Genomic DNA, 17,263 nt, shown 5'->3' with positions numbered 1-17,263 from the left:
GCGGTGGCGGTGCTGGCCATCAAGCACCTGGCCATGCCGCTGATGGCCTTCGGCCTGGCCCGGCTGTTCCGGCTGGACGCCACGCAGACCGCCGTGCTGCTGACCTTTTCCGCCGTGCCCACGGCGTCGAGCTGCTACGTGCTGGCTGCGCGCATGGGCTACAACGGGCCCTACGTGGCGGGACTGGTGACGCTGTCCACGCTGCTGGGCATGCTGAGCCTGCCTTTCGCGCTGGGGGTGCTGGGCGGCCTTCGCTAGGGCTTCCCCCGGCTCGCGCCAGGGGCGCTGGGACGCCCGGTTGTCGACCGTCGGGCGGCGGCCCACAATCCCCGCATGAAACGCCGCCACCTCTGCCTCGCCGCCCCGCTGGCCCTGCTGGGCGCCCCCTTTGCCCGGGCGGGCGCCTGCCCCGCCCTGTTGAACCACCGCTTCCCCCGCCTGCAGGACGGCGCGCCGCAGGACCTGTGCCAGTACGCGGGCAAGGTGCTGCTGGTGGTCAATACCGCCAGCTACTGCGGCTTCACCAAACAATACGAAGGCCTGGAGGCGCTGTTCGCCAAGTACCGCGAGCAGGGGCTGGTGGTCCTGGGATTTCCGTCGAACGATTTCGCCCAGGAAACCGGCGATGCGAAGCAGATCGCTGAGCTGTGCTTCAACACCTACGGCGTGCGCTTCCCCATGTTCGACAAGAGCGTGGTCACGGGCGCGCAGGCCAACCCGCTGTACCTGCAGCTGCGCCAGGCCACCGGCGTGTCGCCGCGCTGGAACTTCCACAAGTACCTCGTCGGCCGCGACGGCCACGTGATCGATCAGTTCGCCAGCGCCACCGAGCCCATGGGCCACACCCTGACCCGGGCCGTGGAGGCGGCACTGGCGGCCAAGGGCTGAGCGCCGCCCGCCCAAAGAAAAAGCCACCGCGAGCGGTGGCTTTTTGCTTGCCGAGGGCTGAGGGGATCAGCGGATCACGGCGATGGTGGTGCGGTTGCCGCCCTTGTAGGTCATGAGCGTCAGGGCACCGTTCTTGATGTCGCCCTTCTCGTCGAACTCGATCTTGCCGGTCACGCCGTTGTAGTTCGTGGCCTTGAGCGCGGGCAGGTAGACCTTCGGGTCGGCCGAGCCGGCGGTGACCATGGCGTTGGCCATGACCTTGACGGCGTCGTACACGTACGGGGCGTACACCTGCACGTCGGCGTTGAACTTGGTCTTGAAGTCGGCGCGGAACTTGTCCATGCCGGCCTTCTGCTCGCCCTCGACACCACCGGCCTCGGCGCAGTAGACCTGCTCGTCGCTGATGCCGTCGCCGGCCAGCTTGGGCAGCTCGGAGGTGCAGATGCCGTCGCCGCCCATGAACTTGGCCTTGATGCCGAGCTGCTTCATCTGCTTGAGCATGGGGCCGGCCACGGCGTCCATGCCGCCGAAGAACACCACGTCCGGCTTCTTGGCCTTCAGGGTGGTCAGGATGGCGTTGAAGTCGGTCGCCTTGTCGTTGGTGAACTCGCGGCCCACCACGGTGCCGCCAGCGGCCTTCACGCCCTTCTCGAACTCGTCGGCCACGCCTTGGCCATAGGCCGTGCGGTCGTCGATCACGGCCACGTTCTTGGCCTTGAGGGTTTCGATGGCGTACTTGCCGAGCGTGCCGCCCAGGTGCACGTCGTCGGCCACCACGCGGAACGCGCCCGGGAAGCCCTGACGGGTGTACTTGGGGTTGGTCGCCGAGGGCGAAATCTGGGGGATGCCCGCGTCGTTGTAGAGCTGCGAGGCGGGGATGGTGGTGCCGGAGTTCAGGTGGCCGATGACGCCGTTGACCTTGGCGTCGACCAGCTTCTGCGCGGCGGCCGTGCCCTGCTTGGGATCGGCGGCGTCGTCTTCGGCCAGCAGCTCGAACTTGGCCTTGGCGCCACCGATGGTGAGGCCGGCGGCGTTCAGTTCCTCGATCGCCATGCGGGCGCCGTTCTCGTTGTCCTTACCCAGGTGAGCGATCGCGCCGCTGGTGGGGCCGACGTGACCGATCTTGACCACGACCTCCTGCGGTGCGGCCGGAGCGGGTGCCGCAGCGGGCGCCGCGGCGGGAGCGGGAGCAGCCTCTTCCTTCTTGCCACAGGCGGCGAGCGCGACGGCGGCGGCAAGCACTGCCAGTTTCATGTTCACTTGCATGGGATTTCCTTGATAAGGATGGATTGATTTGCGGAGGGAACTTTTTTTCTCCACCGCATAAAGATACTCCAAAACGATCCGGCTTTTGGCCGGGACAGCAGCCTAAAGCAGGGTTCGGAGAGCCGTTCGAGGGTTTTCCTGAAGCCCTCGCGCGGCCCGGGGCTCACTCGCTGGCGGCCTTCAGGTCGTGGCGCTGCGGCTCGATGCCGTCGGCCTGGTAGCGGCGCCAGCGCTGGCGCGCCGAGGCGCGGTCCTCGTCGTTCAGGCCCACGACCTCGATCACGCGCTCGAAGCGCGTGTAGTCGTCCGGCACGGCCTCGCCCAGGTTGACCAGCACCTGGGTGGGCGCGCGCTGGTCCGGCCGCTCGAGCAGGTGGATGGGCGAGTGGCGGCGCGTGGGCTCGGGGTCGGCCTGAACACAGTGGGGCACGAACTCGCCCTGGGCGAGCAGCCACAGCCCGCGGTCCAGGGCGTCGATCTGGTCGCCGGGCGCCAGCACGGTCACGCGCGCGCCCTTCAGGTAGGCCTTGCGCAGCAGGCGGCAGACGTAGGCGGCCTTGTCGGGCGCGTTGAAATGAAAGGCCACCTCGGCCACGGCGCGGCCCGGCTTCAGCGGCTGGCGGTGCGCGCCTTGGCCTTGGCTTTCGCCTGGCCGGCGGGGCGCGCGGCCTCGTTCAACAGGTACTGCAGCAGCAGCGGCACCGGGCGGCCGGTGGCGCCCTTGGCCGCGCCACCGCGCCAGGCCGTGCCGGCGATGTCCAGGTGCGCCCAGGGCAGTTCGGTGGCGAAGCGCTGCAGGAACTTGGCCGCCGTGATGGCGCCGCCCGCGCGACCGGCCACGTTGGCCACGTCGGCGAAGTTCGACTTCAGGCCCTCGGCGTAGTCGTCGTCCAGCGGCAGGCGCCAGCACAGGTCGCCCGACTGCTCGCCGGCCTCGGCCAGGGCCGCGGCCAGGTCGTCGCGCGCGCTGAACAGGCCGCTGCGCACCGCGCCCAGGGCGATGACACAGGCGCCCGTGAGCGTGGCGATGTCGACCACCGCGCGCGGCTTGAAGCGCGCGGCGTAGGTGAGCGCGTCGCACAGGATCAGCCGGCCCTCGGCGTCGGTGTTGAGGATCTCGATGGTCTGGCCGCTCATGCTCTTGACCACGTCACCGGGCTTGATGGCGCGCCCGTCGGGCATGTTCTCGCAGCTGGGGATGAGGCCCACCACGTTGATGGCCGGCTTGGCCTCGGCCAGGGCGGCGAAGGTGCCCAGCACGCTGGCCGCGCCGCCCATGTCGAACTTCATTTCGTCCATTTCGGCCGCCGGCTTCAGGCTGATGCCGCCGGTGTCGAAGGTGATGCCCTTGCCGACCAGCACCACGGGGGCGTCGGCCTTGGCCGCGCCCTGGTAGCGCAGCACGATGAAGCGCAGCGGCTCGGCCGAGCCCTGGGCCACCGCCATGAACGAGCCCATGCCCAGGGCCTCCACCTCGCGCGGGCCCAACACCTCGGCCTTGATGCCGGGCAGGCGGCCGAGCTGGCGCGCCGCGTCGGCCAGGCGGCTGGGCGTGGCGTGGTTCGCCGGGCGGTTGGCCCATTCCTTGGCGAACTCCACGCCCGCCACCACGGCCTTGCCGGCCTGGAAGCCCGAACGCACGGCGCCGGCGTCGTTCACGCCAAAGGTGACCTTGGCCAGGGCGCGCGGCTTGGCGCTCGGCTTGGTGGTGGTGTACACGTAGGAGGCGTCGGCGCAGGCCTGCACGGCGGCGCGCAGCCCATCGGCGTCGACCGCCACGAGAGAGAACACCACCGCCAGGCGGGTGACGCCCGGCGCCTTGAGCTGGGCCACGCCCGCGCCCACCGCCTTGCGCAGCGCGGCCGCGTCGGCCGTGCCGGCGCGCACCAGCAGCACGCGCGGCGCCTTGATGCCTTCGGGCCGGTAGCAGGCCAGGCTCTTGCTCACGCCGCCTTCCAGGTCGTCGTCCTTGAGCGCCCGGGCCACCAGCGCGTGCAGCGGCGACTGGCCCTTGGGCAGCGCATCGGGCACCAGCACCAGCAGCGCATCGGCGGGGAATTCGGCGGCCTGGGCCGGGCTCAGGGTCTTGAGGTCGAAGTTCATAATTCGGGTTCGTTCTGTAGCCAATCGATGTTATTCCATTCGTCCATCCGCAAGGAGCTGGCCCGCAGCTTCGGGGCCACCCTGGTGATCCTCTTCACCATCGTGCTCACCATGCTGCTCATCCGCACGCTGGGGGCGGCGTCCAAGGGCAGCGTCGATCCCCAGGAGATCATGCTGGTGCTGGGCTACACCGTCATCGGGCGCATGCCCACGGTGCTCACCCTGGCGCTGTTCATCTCCATCGTGTTCACGCTCTCGCGCATGTACCGCGACAGCGAAATGATCATCTGGTTCACCAGCGGGCGCTCGCTGGGGGGCTTTCTGGGGCCGCTCCTGCGCTTCGCCTGGCCGGTGCTGCTGGTGATCATGCTGATGGTGTTCTTCGTCTGGCCCTGGGCGAACCAGCAGGTGAACGACCTGCGCGACCGCTTCGAGCGGCGCGGCGACCTGGAGCGCGTGGAGCCCGGGCAGTTCCAGGAATCCTCCAGCGGCCGGCGCGTGTTCTTCATCGACAAGGACACGGCCGACGGCACCGAGGGCCGCAACATCTTCATCTCCAGCTCCGAGGCCAACGGCAGCGAAACCATCACCTCGGCGCGCTCGGGCCGCATCGAGTGGCTGGACGAGCGCCAGTTCCTGATGCTCAACAACGGGCAGCGGCTCGAAACGCGGCCCGATGGCAGCCTGCGCGTGAGCGACTTCGCCGAGTACGGCACGCAGATCGGCCAGGCGGGCGGCAACCTGGGGGCGGGCGTGGAGCTCAAGGCCCGCCCAAGCTGGGAACTCATCATGGACCCCAACCGCGCCAACCTGGCCGAGCTGGGCTGGCGCGTGGGCCTGGCGATCACGGCCTTCAACTTCGTGCTGATCGCCCTGGCCACCACCGTGGGCAACCCGCGCGCGGGCCGCAGCGGCAACCTGTTCTTCACGCTGTTCGCTTTCGTCTTCTATTACAACCTGCTCAACATCGGGCAGAACTGGGTGGCGCGCGGCGTGATCGATCTGCTGCCCTTCATGCTGGGCCTGCACGGCGGCGTGCTGCTGCTCACGCTGGTGTGGTTCTACAAGCGCCACCAGGGCCTGAGCCTGCGCGACCTGCTCACCGGCTGGCGCCGCCGGGAGGCCGACGCATGAAAACCATCCGCCGGCTGATCTATGGCGAGGTGTTCGCGGCCGTGTTCTTCGTGCTGCTGGCCTTCCTGTCGCTGTTCTTCTTCTTCGATTTCGTTGACGAATTGCCCGACATCGGCAAGGCCTCGGTGCTCGACCCGACGCGCGTCTACGGCCTGCCGGACGCCCTGCTCTACGTGGGCCTGCTCACGCCCAGCCGCATCTACGAGCTGCTGCCGATCGCGGTGCTGATCGGCTCGGTGTTCGTGCTTGCGCGCCTGGCCCAGGGTTCGGAATACACCATCCTGCGCACCAGCGGACTCGGGCCCTGGCGCGCCCTGCGCACCATGCTGGGGCTGGGGGCGGTGTTCGTGCTGCTGACCTTCGCCATCGGCGATTACCTGGCGCCGCTGGCCGACCGCGGCGCTCAGCTGCACAAGGCGCGCTTCCAGGGCGCCATCAGCCTGGGCCAGACCGGCGCCTGGCTGAAGGAGAAGCAGCCCTACAGCAACTTCTCGGTCAACGTGGGGTCGATGTCGCCGCAAGGCGATCTGGGCAATGTGCGCATCTTCGAGTTCAACAACCAGGGCTTCCTGGTGTCCACGCTGCACGCGCAGAGCGGGCGCATCGAGGCCGACGAGAGCTGGACGCTGCGCAAAGTGGAGCGGCGCGAGTTCGACGCCGCTGGCCAGCAGTCGGCCAAGGTGCAACGCAGCACGCTGGAGAGCTTTCGCTGGCCCACCAGCCTGAACGCCGAAATGGTGTCGGTGGCCCTGCTCAAGCCCGAGCGCATGCGCACGGCCGACCTGTTCGCCTACATCCGCCACCTGGAGGCCAACGGCCAGACCGCTCAGAGCCACGAGATCGAGTTCTGGCGCAAGGTGTTCTACCCGCTGTCCTGCCTCGTGATGGTGGTGCTGGCCCTGCCCTTCGCCTACCTGCACTTCCGCTCGGGCAGCATCACGGGCTACGTGTTCGGTGGCGTGATGATCGGCATCAGCTTCTTCCTGCTCAACAACGTGTTCGGCTACATCGGCAACCTCAACCAGTGGCAGCCCTGGCTGGCGGCGGCCTCGCCGGCGCTCATCTATTCGGTCTTCTCGCTGGGCGCCTTCGGGTGGCTGGTGCTCAAGCGCTGACCATGCTGGGCGTCATCGTCTTCGCCCATGGCTCGCGCGACCCGCAATGGCGCGCGCCGGTGGAGGCCGTGGCACGGCGCATCGCCGAGCGCGCGCCCGACACGCTGGCCGGCACCGCCTACCTGGAGCTCACGGAGCCCGATCTGCCCACGGCCGCGCGGGTTCTGGTGCGCGCCGGCGCCACGCGCCTGCGCGTGCTGCCGCTGTTTTTCGGCATGGGCCGGCACGCGCGCGAGGACCTGCCCCAGCTGGTGGAGGGTCTGCGGCGGGAGCACCCGTCCGTGCCCGTCGAGCTCATGCCCACCGCCGGCGAAGACCCGCGTTTGATCGATTTGCTGGCCACACAGGCCTTGAAGGAGGGTGCATGAACCTGCACCAGTTCAAGTTCGTGCAGGAGGCGGTGCGCCGCAACCTCAACCTCACCGAGGCCGCCAAGGCGCTGCACACCTCGCAGCCCGGCGTGTCCAAGGCCATCATCGAACTGGAGGACGAGCTCGGCATCGAGATCTTCGCCCGCCACGGCAAGCGCATCAAACGCGTCACCGAGCCGGGCCAGCAGGTGCTCAAGAGCATCGACATCATCCTGCGCGAGGTGAACAACCTCAAGCGCATCGGCGAGCAGTACTCGGCGCAGGACAGCGGCACCCTGTCCATCGCCACCACCCACACCCAGGCGCGCTACGTGCTGCCGGGGCCGGTGGCCGCGCTGCGCCAGGCCTACCCCAAGGTCGGCATCAGCCTGCACCAGGGCTCGCCCGACCAGGTGGCGCGCATGCTGATCGAAGAGGTGGCCGAGATCGGCATGGCCACCGAATCGCTGGTGAACTACCCCGAGCTCGTCACCCTGCCCGCCTACGAATGGCAGCACGTGCTGGTGTTCCCCTTCGACCACCCGATGCTCGCGCGCGAGCGCATTGGCCTGGAAGAGCTGGCGCAGTTGCCGCTCATCACCTACCACCCCAGCTTCACCGGGCGCACGCGCATCGACCAGGCCTTCGCGCTGCGCCACCTGCAGCCCAACATCGTGCTCGAGGCCATCGACTCGGACGTGATCAAGACCTACGTGAAGCTGGGCATGGGCGTGGGCATCGTGGCCGAGATGGCGGTCAAAGGCGAGAACCAGACGCCCGACCTGGTCTCGCGGCCCGCGGGCGCGCTGTTCGGCCACAACCTGGCCCGCGTGGCCTTCAAGCGCGGCACCTACCTGCGCCAGTTCGTGCTGCGCTTTGCCGAGCTGCTGTCCGAGCGCCTGTCGCGCGAGCTGATCCAGCGCGCCATGGCCGGCGAACCCGACGAATATGACATTTGACACCCCCGCGCCGGCCTGACGGCCGTCACCCCCTCAAGGGGGCAACACCAGCGGCCCAGCAAAGCCGGTTCCGCGGTGTTTCTCGATCCGCCACCGCAAGCGCCACGCTCTCATGACCTCGAACGCACCTCGCACCCCCGCTCTCACCTCCCGCCTGCCCCAGGTGGGCACCACCATCTTCACCGTGATGTCCACGCTGGCGGCCGAGCACGGCGCGGTCAACCTCGGCCAGGGTTTTCCCGACTTCGGCTGCGACCCGGCCCTGCTGGACGCGGTCGACGGGGCCATGCGCGCCGGCCACAACCAGTACCCGCCCATGACCGGCGTGCCCGCGCTGCGCCAGGCCATGGCCGACAAGGTGCAGGCGCTGTACGGCCGCCGCTACCACCCGGACACCGAGATCACCGTCACCGCCGGCGCCACGCAGGCCATCCTCACCGCCATCCTGGCCGTGGTGCACCCGGGCGACGATGTCATCGTTCTGGAGCCCTGCTACGACAGCTACGTGCCCAACATCGAGCTGGCGGGCGGGCGCGTGGTGCGCGTGCCGCTGGTGCCGGGCAGCTTCCGCCCCGACTTCGACGCCATCGCCGCGGCCATCACGCCGCGCACGCGCGCCCTGATCGTCAACACCCCGCACAACCCCAGCGGCATGTGCTGGACGGACGCCGAGATGCGCCGCCTGGACGAGCTGCTGGCGCCCACCGACATCGTGCTCATCAGCGACGAGGTCTACGAGCACATGGTGTTCGACGGCGTGCCGCACCACAGCGCCGCGCGCTACCCCGGCCTGGCGGCGCGCGCCTTCATCGTCAGCAGCTTCGGCAAGACCTACCACGTGACCGGCTGGAAGGTGGGCACCGTGCTGGCGCCCGCGCCGCTCACGGCCGAATTCCGCAAGGTGCACCAGTTCAACGTGTTCACGGTGAACACGCCCATGCAGCACGCGCTGGCCGCCTACATGGCCGACCCCGCGCCCTACCGCGATCTGCCGGCCTTCTACCAGCGCAAGCGCGACCTGTTCCGCCAGGGCCTGGCGAAGACGCGGTTCCGGCTGCTGCCGGGCGAAGGCACCTACTTCCAGTGCGTGGACATCTCCGCCCTGGCCGTGCCCGAGCGCGAACTGCCGGAGGCCGATTTCTGCCGCTGGCTCACGACCGAGATCGGCGTGGCGGCGATCCCGCTGTCGGCCTTCTATGGCGACGGCTTCGACCAGAAGGTGGTCCGCTTCTGCTTCGCCAAGAAGGACGAGACCCTGCTCGCCGCTCTGGAGCGCCTGCAGCGGCTGTGACCGATCCGGCGCCGGGCCGCCCCCGGCCGGATCGGCCCCCTGGGGGGCCGCCGTGGCGCGTGCAGACCGTGCTCAGCAACGGATGGGGTTGCGGCAGAAGCGCTCCAGCTCGCGCACCGTGCTGCGCCCCGCCACCGCCTGGCGCACGCCGGGCCCCATCTCCAGGCTCAGCTTCATTTCGTACTTCTTGAAAAACGCCTCGAACAGCTCGCCGCCGAGCGTGCCGGTGGCGGTGAGCTGATCGCTCCTGGCGTCGTGCTCCAGCAGCACCGCGCACAGCGGCTGCTCGGCCGGGCCGCGCAGCACCTGGGCGCCGCGCGCGGGGTCGTACTGGCTGTGGTCGGCGCAGCAGTGGATCAGGTCGTTGCCCTGGCTGGGCGTCTGCGGGTTGGCCGCCGGGCCTTTGCGGAAGCTGATGAAGCTCAGCTCCTTCGTGGGGTAGACCAACTGGTGCGCGCAGATGGCCGAAAAGGCCACCACGCTGCGCTTCGCCCCCACGCCGCCGGGCCATTCGTAGGCCTGCTTGTCCTGGGTCGCCAGCTTCGTGGGCGGCGCGGCCTTGCCCAGGTCGAGCAGGAAAACCGGCGTGGCCTCGAAGGGGTAATGGAACACGTAGTTGACCTGGGCGCGCAGCTGGCTGGCCTTGACCGGCTGGCCCTGCTCGTCCACCAGCAGGGTGCGCGCGTAGGCGCGCGGCCGGGCGTCGGCGGCCCAGGCGGTGCGGGCCAGAACGCCGCTCAGGGCGGCGGCGCCGACGGCGCACGATTCGACGAAATCACGGCGGTCCATGGGCGGTCTCCTCATGACCGCGCCAGTGAATCGCAGCAGGCCCCGCCCGTCAATTCGCGGCGGCCATGCCCGAGCGCCGCGTGGGTGAAACGCCGGAACCGGCGGCCCTCAGGCCTGCAGCTGGGCCCAGGCCTTGTCGAGCCGCTTCAGGCTCACCGGCTGCGGCGTGCGCAGTTCCTGGGCGAAGAAGCTCACGCGCAGCTCTTCCAGCAGCCAGCGCAGCTCCTGCAGGCGAGGGTCCTGCACGCCCTTGCGCTCGGCCACCAGGCGCCAGTAGCGCTGGTCCTGCGGCTTGAGCTCGGCCAGGCGCGCGGCGTCGCGCGCGGGGTCGCCGCGCTGCTTGTCCAGCCGCAGTTGCACGGCCTTCAGGTAACGCGGCAAATGCTGCAGCTGCGCGTGCGGCGTCTCGACCAGAAAACGCCGCCCCACCAGGCGCTGCAACTGCTGGGCGATGTCGGCGGCCACGTCGGCGGGCGGCTTGGCGTCTTTCAGCTTGCGCTGGGCGGCGGCGAATTCGGTGAGGATGGCGCCGGCCGAGCGCGCGATCTCGGCGGCGATGAGGTTGAGTCGCCCACGCCCGTCGGCCACGCGCTGCTCGAAGGCCTTGGCATCGGCCGGCAGCGGCTCCTGCAGGAAGGCGCGGTCCAGCGCCAGCTCCAGGAGCTGCTGGCGCAGCTCTTCCAGCGTGCCGCCGCCGCGCTCCTTGTCCACGCCCATGAAGGCCGCGCCCATGGCCTGCAGGCCGGGGATGTTTTTCTCCAGGTACTTCAGCGCGTCCTTGATCTGCAGCGCCACCAGGCGGCGCAGGCCCTCGCGGTGGCGCGCCTGCGCCAGTTCGGGCTCGTCGAAGACCTCGATGCGCACCGCGTCGCCGTCGTCCACCAGCGCCGGAAAGCCGATCAGGGTCTGGCCGCCGCGGCGGATCTCCAGCAGCTCGGGCAGCTCGCCGAAGTCCCAGCGGGTGTGGCGCTGGCTGGCGTCCACCGCAGGCGCGGCCGGCGGCGCTGCCTTGGCCACGCGCGTGGCCTGGCCCGCCAGGGCCGGCGATGGCGCGCCTGGCGAAGCACCCGCCGGCGCCGGCACGGCCGCCGGCACCTTGAGCGCCGCCAGGGCCTGGAAGGCACCGCGCGCCTGCGACCCCAGCTCGGCCTTGAGCGCGGCCAGGCTGCGCCCCTGGCCCAGCTGGCGGCCGTGCTCGTCCACCACGCGCAGGTGCATGAAGAGGTGCGCCGGCAGCTGGTCGGCCTTGAGGTCGTTGCGCACGATGTCGAGCTGGGTCGCCGCGCGCACCAGCTTGAGCACGGCGTCGAGGAAGTTGCCCTGGGCGAAGCCCTCGGGCGCGCACAAGGCCTCGGTGAAGCGCTCGGCCGTGGCCGGCAGCGGCACCAGGCGCGAGCGCGGGCGCTGGTGCAAGGTTTTGAGCAGGGCCAGTACCTTGTCCTTCAGCATGCCGGGCACCAGCCAGTCGATGCGCTCCTCGCTCACCTGGTTGAGCGCGTAGATGGGCACCGTGACCGAGAGGCCGTCGCGCGGATCGCCGGGCTCGTGCAGGTAGGCCGCGGCGCAGTCCACGCCGCCCAGGCGCACGGTGCGCGGGAAGGCCTGGGCCGTGATGCCGGCGGCCTCGTGGCGCATGAGGTCCTCGCGCGTGAGGAACAGCAACTTGGGGTTCTCGCGCGCGGCCTGGGCGTACCAGCGCTCGAAGGCGGCGCCGTTGCACAGCTCGGCCGGGACCTGTTCGTCGTACCAGGCGTAGATGACCTCGTCGTCCACCAGCACGTCCTGCCGGCGCGACTTGTGCTCCAGCTCCATCACCTGGCGCACCAGTTTCTGGTTGGCGGCCAGGAAGGGCAGCTTCGTGTCCCACTCGCCCTGCACCAGGGCCTCGCGGATGAAGATCTCGCGCGCGCCGGTCGGGTCGATGCGGCCGTAGTCGGCGCGGCGGTTGTGGTAGATCACCAGACCATAGAGCGTGGCGCGCTCCAGCGCCGACACGCGCGCGGCCTTCTTTTCCCAGTGCGGGTCCAGCAGCTGCTTCTTGAGCAGGTGCGCGCCCACGCGCTCCACCCAGGCGGGCTCGATGGCCGCGATGCCACGCCCGAACAGGCGCGTGGTCTCCACCAGTTCGGCGCAGACGATCCAGCGGCCGGGCTTCTTGCTGAGATGGGCGCCGGGGTGGCGGTGGAATTTGATGCCACGCGCGCCGAGGTACCAGTCCTCGGTTTCGCTCTTGACGCCCAGGTTGCCGAGCAGGCCGCTGAGCATGGCGCTGTGCAGCTGCTCGTAGCTGGCCGGCGTGGTGTTGGGCTTCCAACCCTGCTCGCCCACCACGGTGTGCAACTGGCTGTGGGTGTCGCGCCACTCGCGCACGCGGCGCACGTTGATGAAGTTCTCGCGCAGCAGGTTCTCGTATTGGCGGTGGCTGAGCTTGTGCGCCTGCCCGTGGCCGCCACGGCTGTCCTCCAGCCACTTCCAGAGCTTGAGCGTGCCGGTGAACTCGCTCTTCTCGTCGTCGAACTTGGCGTGCGCCTGGTCGGCCTGGGCCTGCTTGTCGATGGGCCGGTCGCGCACGTCCTGCACGCTGAGCGCGGCGGCGATGACCAGCACCTCGTCCAGCGCGTGGTGCTCGCGCGCGGCCAGGATCATGCGGCCCACGCGCGGGTCCAGCGGCAGCCGCGCGAGCGACTGGCCGGTGGGCGTGAGTTGGTTGTCGTCGTCCACCGCGCCGAGTTCGGCCAGCAGCTGATAGCCGTCGGCGATGGCGCGCCGCTGCGGGGCGTCGACGAAGGCGAAGTCTTCCACCGCGCCCAGGTGCAGGGCCTTCATGCGCAGGATGACGCCGGCCAGCGAGCTGCGCAGGATCTCGGGGTCGGTGAAGCGGGGGCGGTTGTTGAAGTCCGCCTCGTCGTAGAGGCGGATGCAGATGCCGTCGGCCACCCGTCCGCAGCGGCCCGCGCGCTGGTTGGCCGCGGCCTGGCTGATGGGCTCGATCTGCAGCTGCTCGACCTTCTGGCGAAAGCTGTAGCGCTTGACGCGCGCGGTGCCGGCGTCGATGACGTAGCGGATGCCCGGCACCGTGAGCGAGGTCTCCGCCACGTTGGTGGCCAGCACGATGCGGCGCTGGCCGTGCGGCTGGAAGATGCGGTCCTGCTCGGCCTGGCTCAGGCGCGCGAACAGCGGCAGCACCTCGGCATGGCGGTTCAGCGGCTGGTGGGCCAGGTGCTTGCGCAGGTGGTCGGCGGCCTCGCGGATCTCGCGCTCGCCCGGCAGGAAGATCAGGATGTCGCCGCCCTGGCCGCCGCGCCACAGCTCGTCCACGCCGTCGGCGATGGCGTCGTTCAGATCGAACTCGCGGCTTTCCTCGAAAGGCCGCCAGCGCACTTCGACGGGGTAGGTGCGACCCGAGACCATGAGCACCGGCGCCGGGCCCTTCGACGAGGAAAAGTACGCGGCGAAGCGGTCGGCGTCGATGGTGGCCGAGGTGACGATCACCTTCAGGTCGGGCCGGCGCGGCAGCAGCTGGCGCAGGTAGCCGAGCAGGAAGTCGATGTTGAGGCTGCGCTCGTGCGCCTCGTCGATGATGATCGTGTCGTAGGCGTTCAGGTCCGGGTCGGTCTGCGTCTCGGCGAGCAGGATGCCATCGGTCATCAGCTTGACCGAAGCCTCGCGCGAGAGCCGGTCCTGGAAACGCACCTTGTAGCCCACCACCTCGCCCAGCGGGGTCTTCAGTTCCTCGGCGATGCGCTTGGCCACCGAGCTGGCGGCGATGCGCCGCGGCTGGGTGTGGCCGATCAGGCGGCCGCGCTGGCCGGGCTTCGCATTCAGGCGGCCGCGCCCCATGGCCAGCGCGATCTTGGGCAGCTGCGTGGTCTTGCCCGAGCCGGTCTCGCCGCAGACGATGACCACCTGGTGCTCGCGCACCGCCGCCTCGATCTCGTGGCGGCGCGCCGACACGGGCAAGGCCTCGGGGAACTCCAGGTGCAGGGCGGGCGTGGGCAAAACGGGACTTCGGTGAAAATCGGCGAACCCGCGATTATCCGGTGCCCCCACGCCCCCTGCAGCCACCCCCGACCTGATGTCCAACGTCTTCAACTTCACCTTCGTCCCGTGGTTCCGCTCGGTCGCGCCGTACATCCACAAGCACCGAGGCAATACCCTGGTGGTGGGCATCGCGGGTGAGGCGATCGCGGCGGGCAAGCTGCAAAACCTGGCGCAGGACCTGGCACTGATCCAGAGCATGGGCGTGAAGATCGTGCTGGTGCACGGCTTCCGGCCGCAGGTGAACGAGCAGCTGCGCCTCAAGGGACACGAGGCGAAATACTCGCACGGCATGCGCATCACCGACGAGGTGGCGCTGGACTGCGCGCAGGAAGCCGCCGGCCAGCTGCGCTACGAGATCGAGGCCGCCTTCAGCCAGGGCCTGCCCAACACGCCCATGGCCGGCGCCACGGTGCGCATGATCTCGGGCAATTTCGTCACCGCTCGGCCCGTGGGCCTGATCGACGGCGTGGACTTCCTGCACTCGGGCCTGGTGCGCAAGATCGACACCGACGGCATCCAGCGCTCGCTGGACATGGGCGCCATGGTGCTGCTCTCGCCCTTCGGCTTCTCGCCCACCGGCGAAGCCTTCAACCTCACCATGGAGGACGTGGCCACCTCCGTGGCGGTGTCGCTGCAGGCGGACAAGCTGATCTTCCTCACCGAGATTCCCGGCATCCGCGTGGACGCGGCCAACCCAGACAGCGAGATCGACACCGAGCTGCCCCTGGCCGACGCCAAGCGCCTGCTCGCCAGCCTGCCCAAGCCCGAGCGGCCCACCGACACCGCCTTCTACCTGCAGCACTGCATCCGCGCCTGCGAAGGCGGCGTCGAGCGCAGCCACATCCTGCCCTTCGCGGTAGACGGCTCGCTGCTGCTGGAGATCTACACGCACGACGGCATCGGCACCATGGTGGTGGACGAGAAGCTGGAGAGCGTGCGCGAGGCCTCGATCGACGATGTCGCGGGCATCGTGGCGCTGATCGAGCCGTACGAGAAGGACGGCACCCTGGTCAAGCGCGACCGCCACGAGATCGAGCGCGACGCCGGGCTCTACACCATCATCGAGCACGACGGCGTGATCTTCGGCTGCGCCGCGCTCTACCCCTACCCCGAGGAACGCACTGGCGAGATGGCCGCGCTCACGGTATCGGGGCAGTCACAGAGCCAGGGCGACGGCGAGCGCCTGCTCAAGCGCATCGAGGCGCGCGCGCGCGCCCAGGGGCTGCAGAGCATCTTCGTGCTCACCACGCGCACCATGCACTGGTTCATCAAGCGCGGCTTCGTGCAGGTCGGCGCCGACTGGCTGCCCGAGGCGCGCAAGCGCAAATACAACTGGGACCGGCGCAGCCAGGTGCTGGTGAAAAAGCTGGCCTGAACGCCGCTCAGGCCGCCGCGCGGCGGCGCGCCAGCAGCATCCAAGCGGCCAGCCCCCCGAAGGCCACGAACCACAGGAAAGACCAGTTCGCGATCGTCAGACCGAGGAAGGTCCAGTCGACCTTGGCGCAGTCGCCGCTGCCGCGAAAGATCATGGGAATGGCGCGACCCAGCGGAAAGGCCTCGATCATCCCGAAGAAGTCGCGCCCGCAGGCCATGATCTCGGGCGGGTTCCACTGCAGCCAGCTCTGGCGCGCGGCGGTAAAGGCGCCGAAGGCCGCGAACAGGCCCATCAGCGACACACCGGAGGCGCGCGCCACCGGCGAACGCAGACAGGCCGCCACGCCCGCCAGCACCGCCACCAGGATCAGCGCGTAGCGCTGCACGATGCACATGGGGCAAGGCTCCAGCCCCACCACGTGCTGCAAATACATGCCGAAGGCCAGCAGGGCCACGCTGACCGCGGCGATGAGGGCGAGCACCCGTCGGGGACGCTGGCCGGGCAGCGCGAGCAAGCCGTTCATGCCGGCCTCAGCTCACGAAGGCGCGTTCGATGACGAACTCGCCCGGCGTGGTGGTGTTGCCTTCCTTGAAGCCCAGCTTCTCGCACAGGGCCTTGAGGTCGCGCAGCATTTCGGGGCTGCCGCAGATCATCACGCGGTCCTCGGCGGGGTTGAGCGGGGGCAGGCCCAGGTCCTTGGCGACCACCCCGTCGGCCAGCAGCTGCGGGATGCGGCCCTGGTGCATGAAGGGTTCGCGCGTGACCGTGGGGTAGTAGAGCAGTTTCTGTTTGACCATGTCGCCGAGGAATTCGTCCTGCTTGAGCTGCTCTGTGATGAGCTCGCGGTAGGCGAGTTCCTTGACCTGGCGCACGCCGTGGATCAGCACCACCTGTTCATAGCGCTCGTAGGTCTCGGGGTCGCGGATGATGCTCATGAACGGCGCCAGGCCGGTGCCCGTACCCAGCAGGTACAGGCGCTTGGCCGGCAGCAGGTAGTCGGTGAGCAGCGTGCCGGTGGGCTTGCGGCCCACGATGACGGTGTCGCCGGGCTGGATGTGCTGCAAGCGCGAGGTGAGCGGGCCGTCCTGCACCTTGATGCTGAGGAACTCCAGGTGCTCCGCCCAGTTCGGGCTGACGATGCTGTAGGCTCGCAGCAGGGGCTTGCCGTCCACCCGCAGGCCGATCATCGTGAAATGGCCGTTGGAGAAGCGCAGCGAGGTGTCGCGCGTGGTGGTGAAGCTGAAGAGCCGGTCCGTCCAGTGGTGAACGCTCAGCACGCGCTCTTCGTTGAATGCACTCATGATGAAAGATGATCCCGGGAGAAAGACGGGTCGTTATTGTAGAAAGTGGCGCTGTCGCGGCGGCGTGGCCCGACCCTGACGGGATTGAGGCCGATCAAAGATTGCTACAGTGCGGGCCTCGCGATGGCCCGTGACCGCTGGTCGCGCATCTTGCCGCAGCGGCGCGCGAAACCGAACGAATCGTTTATTCCATCCGATATAACTCCCTCGCATAAAGAGGGGCCCACGACAAGGATTCACCGATGGCACGAATGGTTCAATGCATCAAGCTCGGCAAGGAAGCCGAAGGCCTGGATTTCCCGCCCTACCCCGGCGAACTGGGCAAGAAGATTTTCGAGAACGTGAGCAAGGAGGCCTGGGCCGCCTGGCTCAAGCAGCAGACCATGCTGCTCAACGAGAACCGGCTCAACATGGCCGACGCCCGCGCCCGCCAGTACCTGGCGCGCCAGATGGAAAAGCACTTCTTCGGCGAAGGCGCCGACCAGGCCGCCGGCTACGTGCCGCCCAGCGCGTCCTGATGCCCGCCACCCCGGCACCTGCAGGCCCGCCGCGCGCGGGCCTCTTGCTTTGCGCATGCCAGCCCCTGACGAGACGCGCCGAGCGCTGGTGATCGGCGCCGGCCTGGCGGGCGCGGCGGTCACGGCCGCGCTG

16 protein-coding genes are annotated in these 17,263 nt (G+C 69.3%); 9 read left to right on the top strand and 7 right to left on the bottom strand.

Going from position 1 to position 17,263, the window contains the following annotated elements:
• A partial coding sequence (locus BGO22_RS01175; RefSeq protein WP_353744335.1) for an AEC family transporter occupies window positions 1-258 on the top strand: 258 nt, incomplete at its 5' end.
• A gap of 75 nt (window positions 259-333) precedes the next feature.
• Entirely contained in the window at window positions 334-888 is a 555-nt protein-coding gene (locus BGO22_RS01170; protein ID WP_070399909.1) for a glutathione peroxidase, read from the top strand.
• Window positions 889-954: 66 nt separating this feature from the next.
• On the opposite strand, the gene BGO22_RS01165 is transcribed toward BGO22_RS01170, so the two are convergent.
• From BGO22_RS01165 to BGO22_RS01155, 3 genes are all read right to left on the bottom strand, one after another.
• On the bottom strand, window positions 955-2,154 hold the full coding sequence (locus BGO22_RS01165; protein WP_070399908.1) for a branched-chain amino acid ABC transporter substrate-binding protein: 1,200 nt from the start codon (window positions 2,152-2,154) through the stop codon (window positions 955-957).
• A 163-nt stretch (window positions 2,155-2,317) separates the two neighbouring features.
• Window positions 2,318-2,749, bottom strand: coding sequence for a DNA polymerase III subunit chi (locus BGO22_RS01160; protein ID WP_070399907.1), 432 nt, complete (start codon window positions 2,747-2,749; stop codon window positions 2,318-2,320).
• A gap of 14 nt (window positions 2,750-2,763) precedes the next feature.
• Window positions 2,764-4,257 (bottom strand): leucyl aminopeptidase, encoded by a 1,494-nt coding sequence (locus BGO22_RS01155; protein WP_070399906.1) that lies wholly within the window; start codon window positions 4,255-4,257, stop codon window positions 2,764-2,766.
• 27 nt (window positions 4,258-4,284) lie between these two features.
• On the opposite strand from BGO22_RS01155, the gene lptF reads away from it, so the two are divergent.
• From lptF to BGO22_RS01130, 5 genes are all read left to right on the top strand, one after another.
• Complete coding sequence (gene lptF, locus BGO22_RS01150; RefSeq protein WP_070399905.1) at window positions 4,285-5,391, top strand: LPS export ABC transporter permease LptF; 1,107 nt, start codon at window positions 4,285-4,287, stop codon at window positions 5,389-5,391.
• The gene (lptG, locus tag BGO22_RS01145; protein ID WP_070399904.1) at window positions 5,388-6,506 is read left to right on the top strand and encodes an LPS export ABC transporter permease LptG; all 1,119 of its coding nucleotides are present in this window, start codon (window positions 5,388-5,390) and stop codon (window positions 6,504-6,506) included. Before lptF ends, lptG begins: the two co-directional genes overlap by 4 nt.
• 2 nt (window positions 6,507-6,508) lie before the next feature.
• Window positions 6,509-6,874, top strand: coding sequence for a sirohydrochlorin chelatase (locus tag BGO22_RS01140; RefSeq protein WP_070399903.1), 366 nt, complete (start codon window positions 6,509-6,511; stop codon window positions 6,872-6,874).
• On the top strand, window positions 6,871-7,815 hold the full coding sequence (locus BGO22_RS01135; RefSeq protein ID WP_070399902.1) for a CysB family HTH-type transcriptional regulator: 945 nt from the start codon (window positions 6,871-6,873) through the stop codon (window positions 7,813-7,815). The genes BGO22_RS01140 and BGO22_RS01135 overlap by 4 nt, the downstream gene beginning before the upstream one ends.
• A gap of 112 nt (window positions 7,816-7,927) precedes the next feature.
• Complete coding sequence (locus tag BGO22_RS01130) at window positions 7,928-9,106, top strand: pyridoxal phosphate-dependent aminotransferase (protein WP_070399901.1); 1,179 nt, start codon at window positions 7,928-7,930, stop codon at window positions 9,104-9,106.
• Between the two features lie 72 nt (window positions 9,107-9,178).
• On the opposite strand, the gene BGO22_RS01125 is transcribed toward BGO22_RS01130, so the two are convergent.
• Together BGO22_RS01125 and hrpA are read right to left on the bottom strand one after the other, a co-directional pair.
• Window positions 9,179-9,895: a Rieske (2Fe-2S) protein gene (locus tag BGO22_RS01125; protein WP_083293246.1), complete on the bottom strand. Its 717-nt coding sequence runs from the start codon at window positions 9,893-9,895 to the stop codon at window positions 9,179-9,181.
• 108 nt (window positions 9,896-10,003) lie between these two features.
• Window positions 10,004-13,894, bottom strand: coding sequence for an ATP-dependent RNA helicase HrpA (hrpA, locus tag BGO22_RS01120; RefSeq protein ID WP_070399900.1), 3,891 nt, complete (start codon window positions 13,892-13,894; stop codon window positions 10,004-10,006).
• A 76-nt stretch (window positions 13,895-13,970) separates the two neighbouring features.
• Here hrpA and argA point away from each other — a divergent pair, with 76 nt between their 5' ends.
• Window positions 13,971-15,311, top strand: coding sequence for an amino-acid N-acetyltransferase (gene argA / locus BGO22_RS01115; RefSeq protein ID WP_070399899.1), 1,341 nt, complete (start codon window positions 13,971-13,973; stop codon window positions 15,309-15,311).
• Between the two features lie 7 nt (window positions 15,312-15,318).
• Here argA and BGO22_RS01110 read toward each other — a convergent pair whose 3' ends face one another.
• Both BGO22_RS01110 and BGO22_RS01105 read right to left on the bottom strand, forming a co-directional pair.
• Entirely contained in the window at window positions 15,319-15,834 is a 516-nt protein-coding gene (locus BGO22_RS01110) for a disulfide bond formation protein B (RefSeq protein WP_070399898.1), read from the bottom strand.
• A gap of 7 nt (window positions 15,835-15,841) precedes the next feature.
• Window positions 15,842-16,612: a ferredoxin--NADP reductase gene (locus tag BGO22_RS01105; protein ID WP_070399897.1), complete on the bottom strand. Its 771-nt coding sequence runs from the start codon at window positions 16,610-16,612 to the stop codon at window positions 15,842-15,844.
• Between the two features lie 242 nt (window positions 16,613-16,854).
• Between BGO22_RS01105 and BGO22_RS01100 the strand changes: the two genes are divergently transcribed.
• The gene (locus tag BGO22_RS01100; RefSeq protein ID WP_070399896.1) at window positions 16,855-17,130 is read left to right on the top strand and encodes an oxidative damage protection protein; all 276 of its coding nucleotides are present in this window, start codon (window positions 16,855-16,857) and stop codon (window positions 17,128-17,130) included.
• Window positions 17,131-17,263: the final 133 nt, after the last annotated feature.

Source organism: Hydrogenophaga sp. 70-12, from assembly GCF_001897365.1.
Classification (GTDB): domain Bacteria; phylum Pseudomonadota; class Gammaproteobacteria; order Burkholderiales; family Burkholderiaceae_C; genus Hydrogenophaga; species Hydrogenophaga borbori.
This window is presented reverse-complemented; position numbering and strand designations above follow the sequence as displayed.

Coding starts and splice junctions, on each gene's coding strand:
- BGO22_RS01130 (WP_070399901.1), top strand. CDS start 7,928: ATGACCTCGAACGCACCTCGCACCCCCGCTCTCACCTCCCGCCTGCCC.
- lptF (WP_070399905.1), top strand. CDS start 4,285: ATGTTATTCCATTCGTCCATCCGCAAGGAGCTGGCCCGCAGCTTCGGG.
- argA (WP_070399899.1), top strand. CDS start 13,971: ATGTCCAACGTCTTCAACTTCACCTTCGTCCCGTGGTTCCGCTCGGTC.
- BGO22_RS01140 (WP_070399903.1), top strand. CDS start 6,509: ATGCTGGGCGTCATCGTCTTCGCCCATGGCTCGCGCGACCCGCAATGG.
- lptG (WP_070399904.1), top strand. CDS start 5,388: ATGAAAACCATCCGCCGGCTGATCTATGGCGAGGTGTTCGCGGCCGTG.
- BGO22_RS01110 (WP_070399898.1), bottom strand. CDS start 15,834: ATGAACGGCTTGCTCGCGCTGCCCGGCCAGCGTCCCCGACGGGTGCTC.
- BGO22_RS01105 (WP_070399897.1), bottom strand. CDS start 16,612: ATGAGTGCATTCAACGAAGAGCGCGTGCTGAGCGTTCACCACTGGACG.
- BGO22_RS01100 (WP_070399896.1), top strand. CDS start 16,855: ATGGCACGAATGGTTCAATGCATCAAGCTCGGCAAGGAAGCCGAAGGC.
- BGO22_RS01170 (WP_070399909.1), top strand. CDS start 334: ATGAAACGCCGCCACCTCTGCCTCGCCGCCCCGCTGGCCCTGCTGGGC.
- BGO22_RS01155 (WP_070399906.1), bottom strand. CDS start 4,257: ATGAACTTCGACCTCAAGACCCTGAGCCCGGCCCAGGCCGCCGAATTC.
- BGO22_RS01165 (WP_070399908.1), bottom strand. CDS start 2,154: ATGCAAGTGAACATGAAACTGGCAGTGCTTGCCGCCGCCGTCGCGCTC.
- BGO22_RS01125 (WP_083293246.1), bottom strand. CDS start 9,895: ATGGACCGCCGTGATTTCGTCGAATCGTGCGCCGTCGGCGCCGCCGCC.
- BGO22_RS01135 (WP_070399902.1), top strand. CDS start 6,871: ATGAACCTGCACCAGTTCAAGTTCGTGCAGGAGGCGGTGCGCCGCAAC.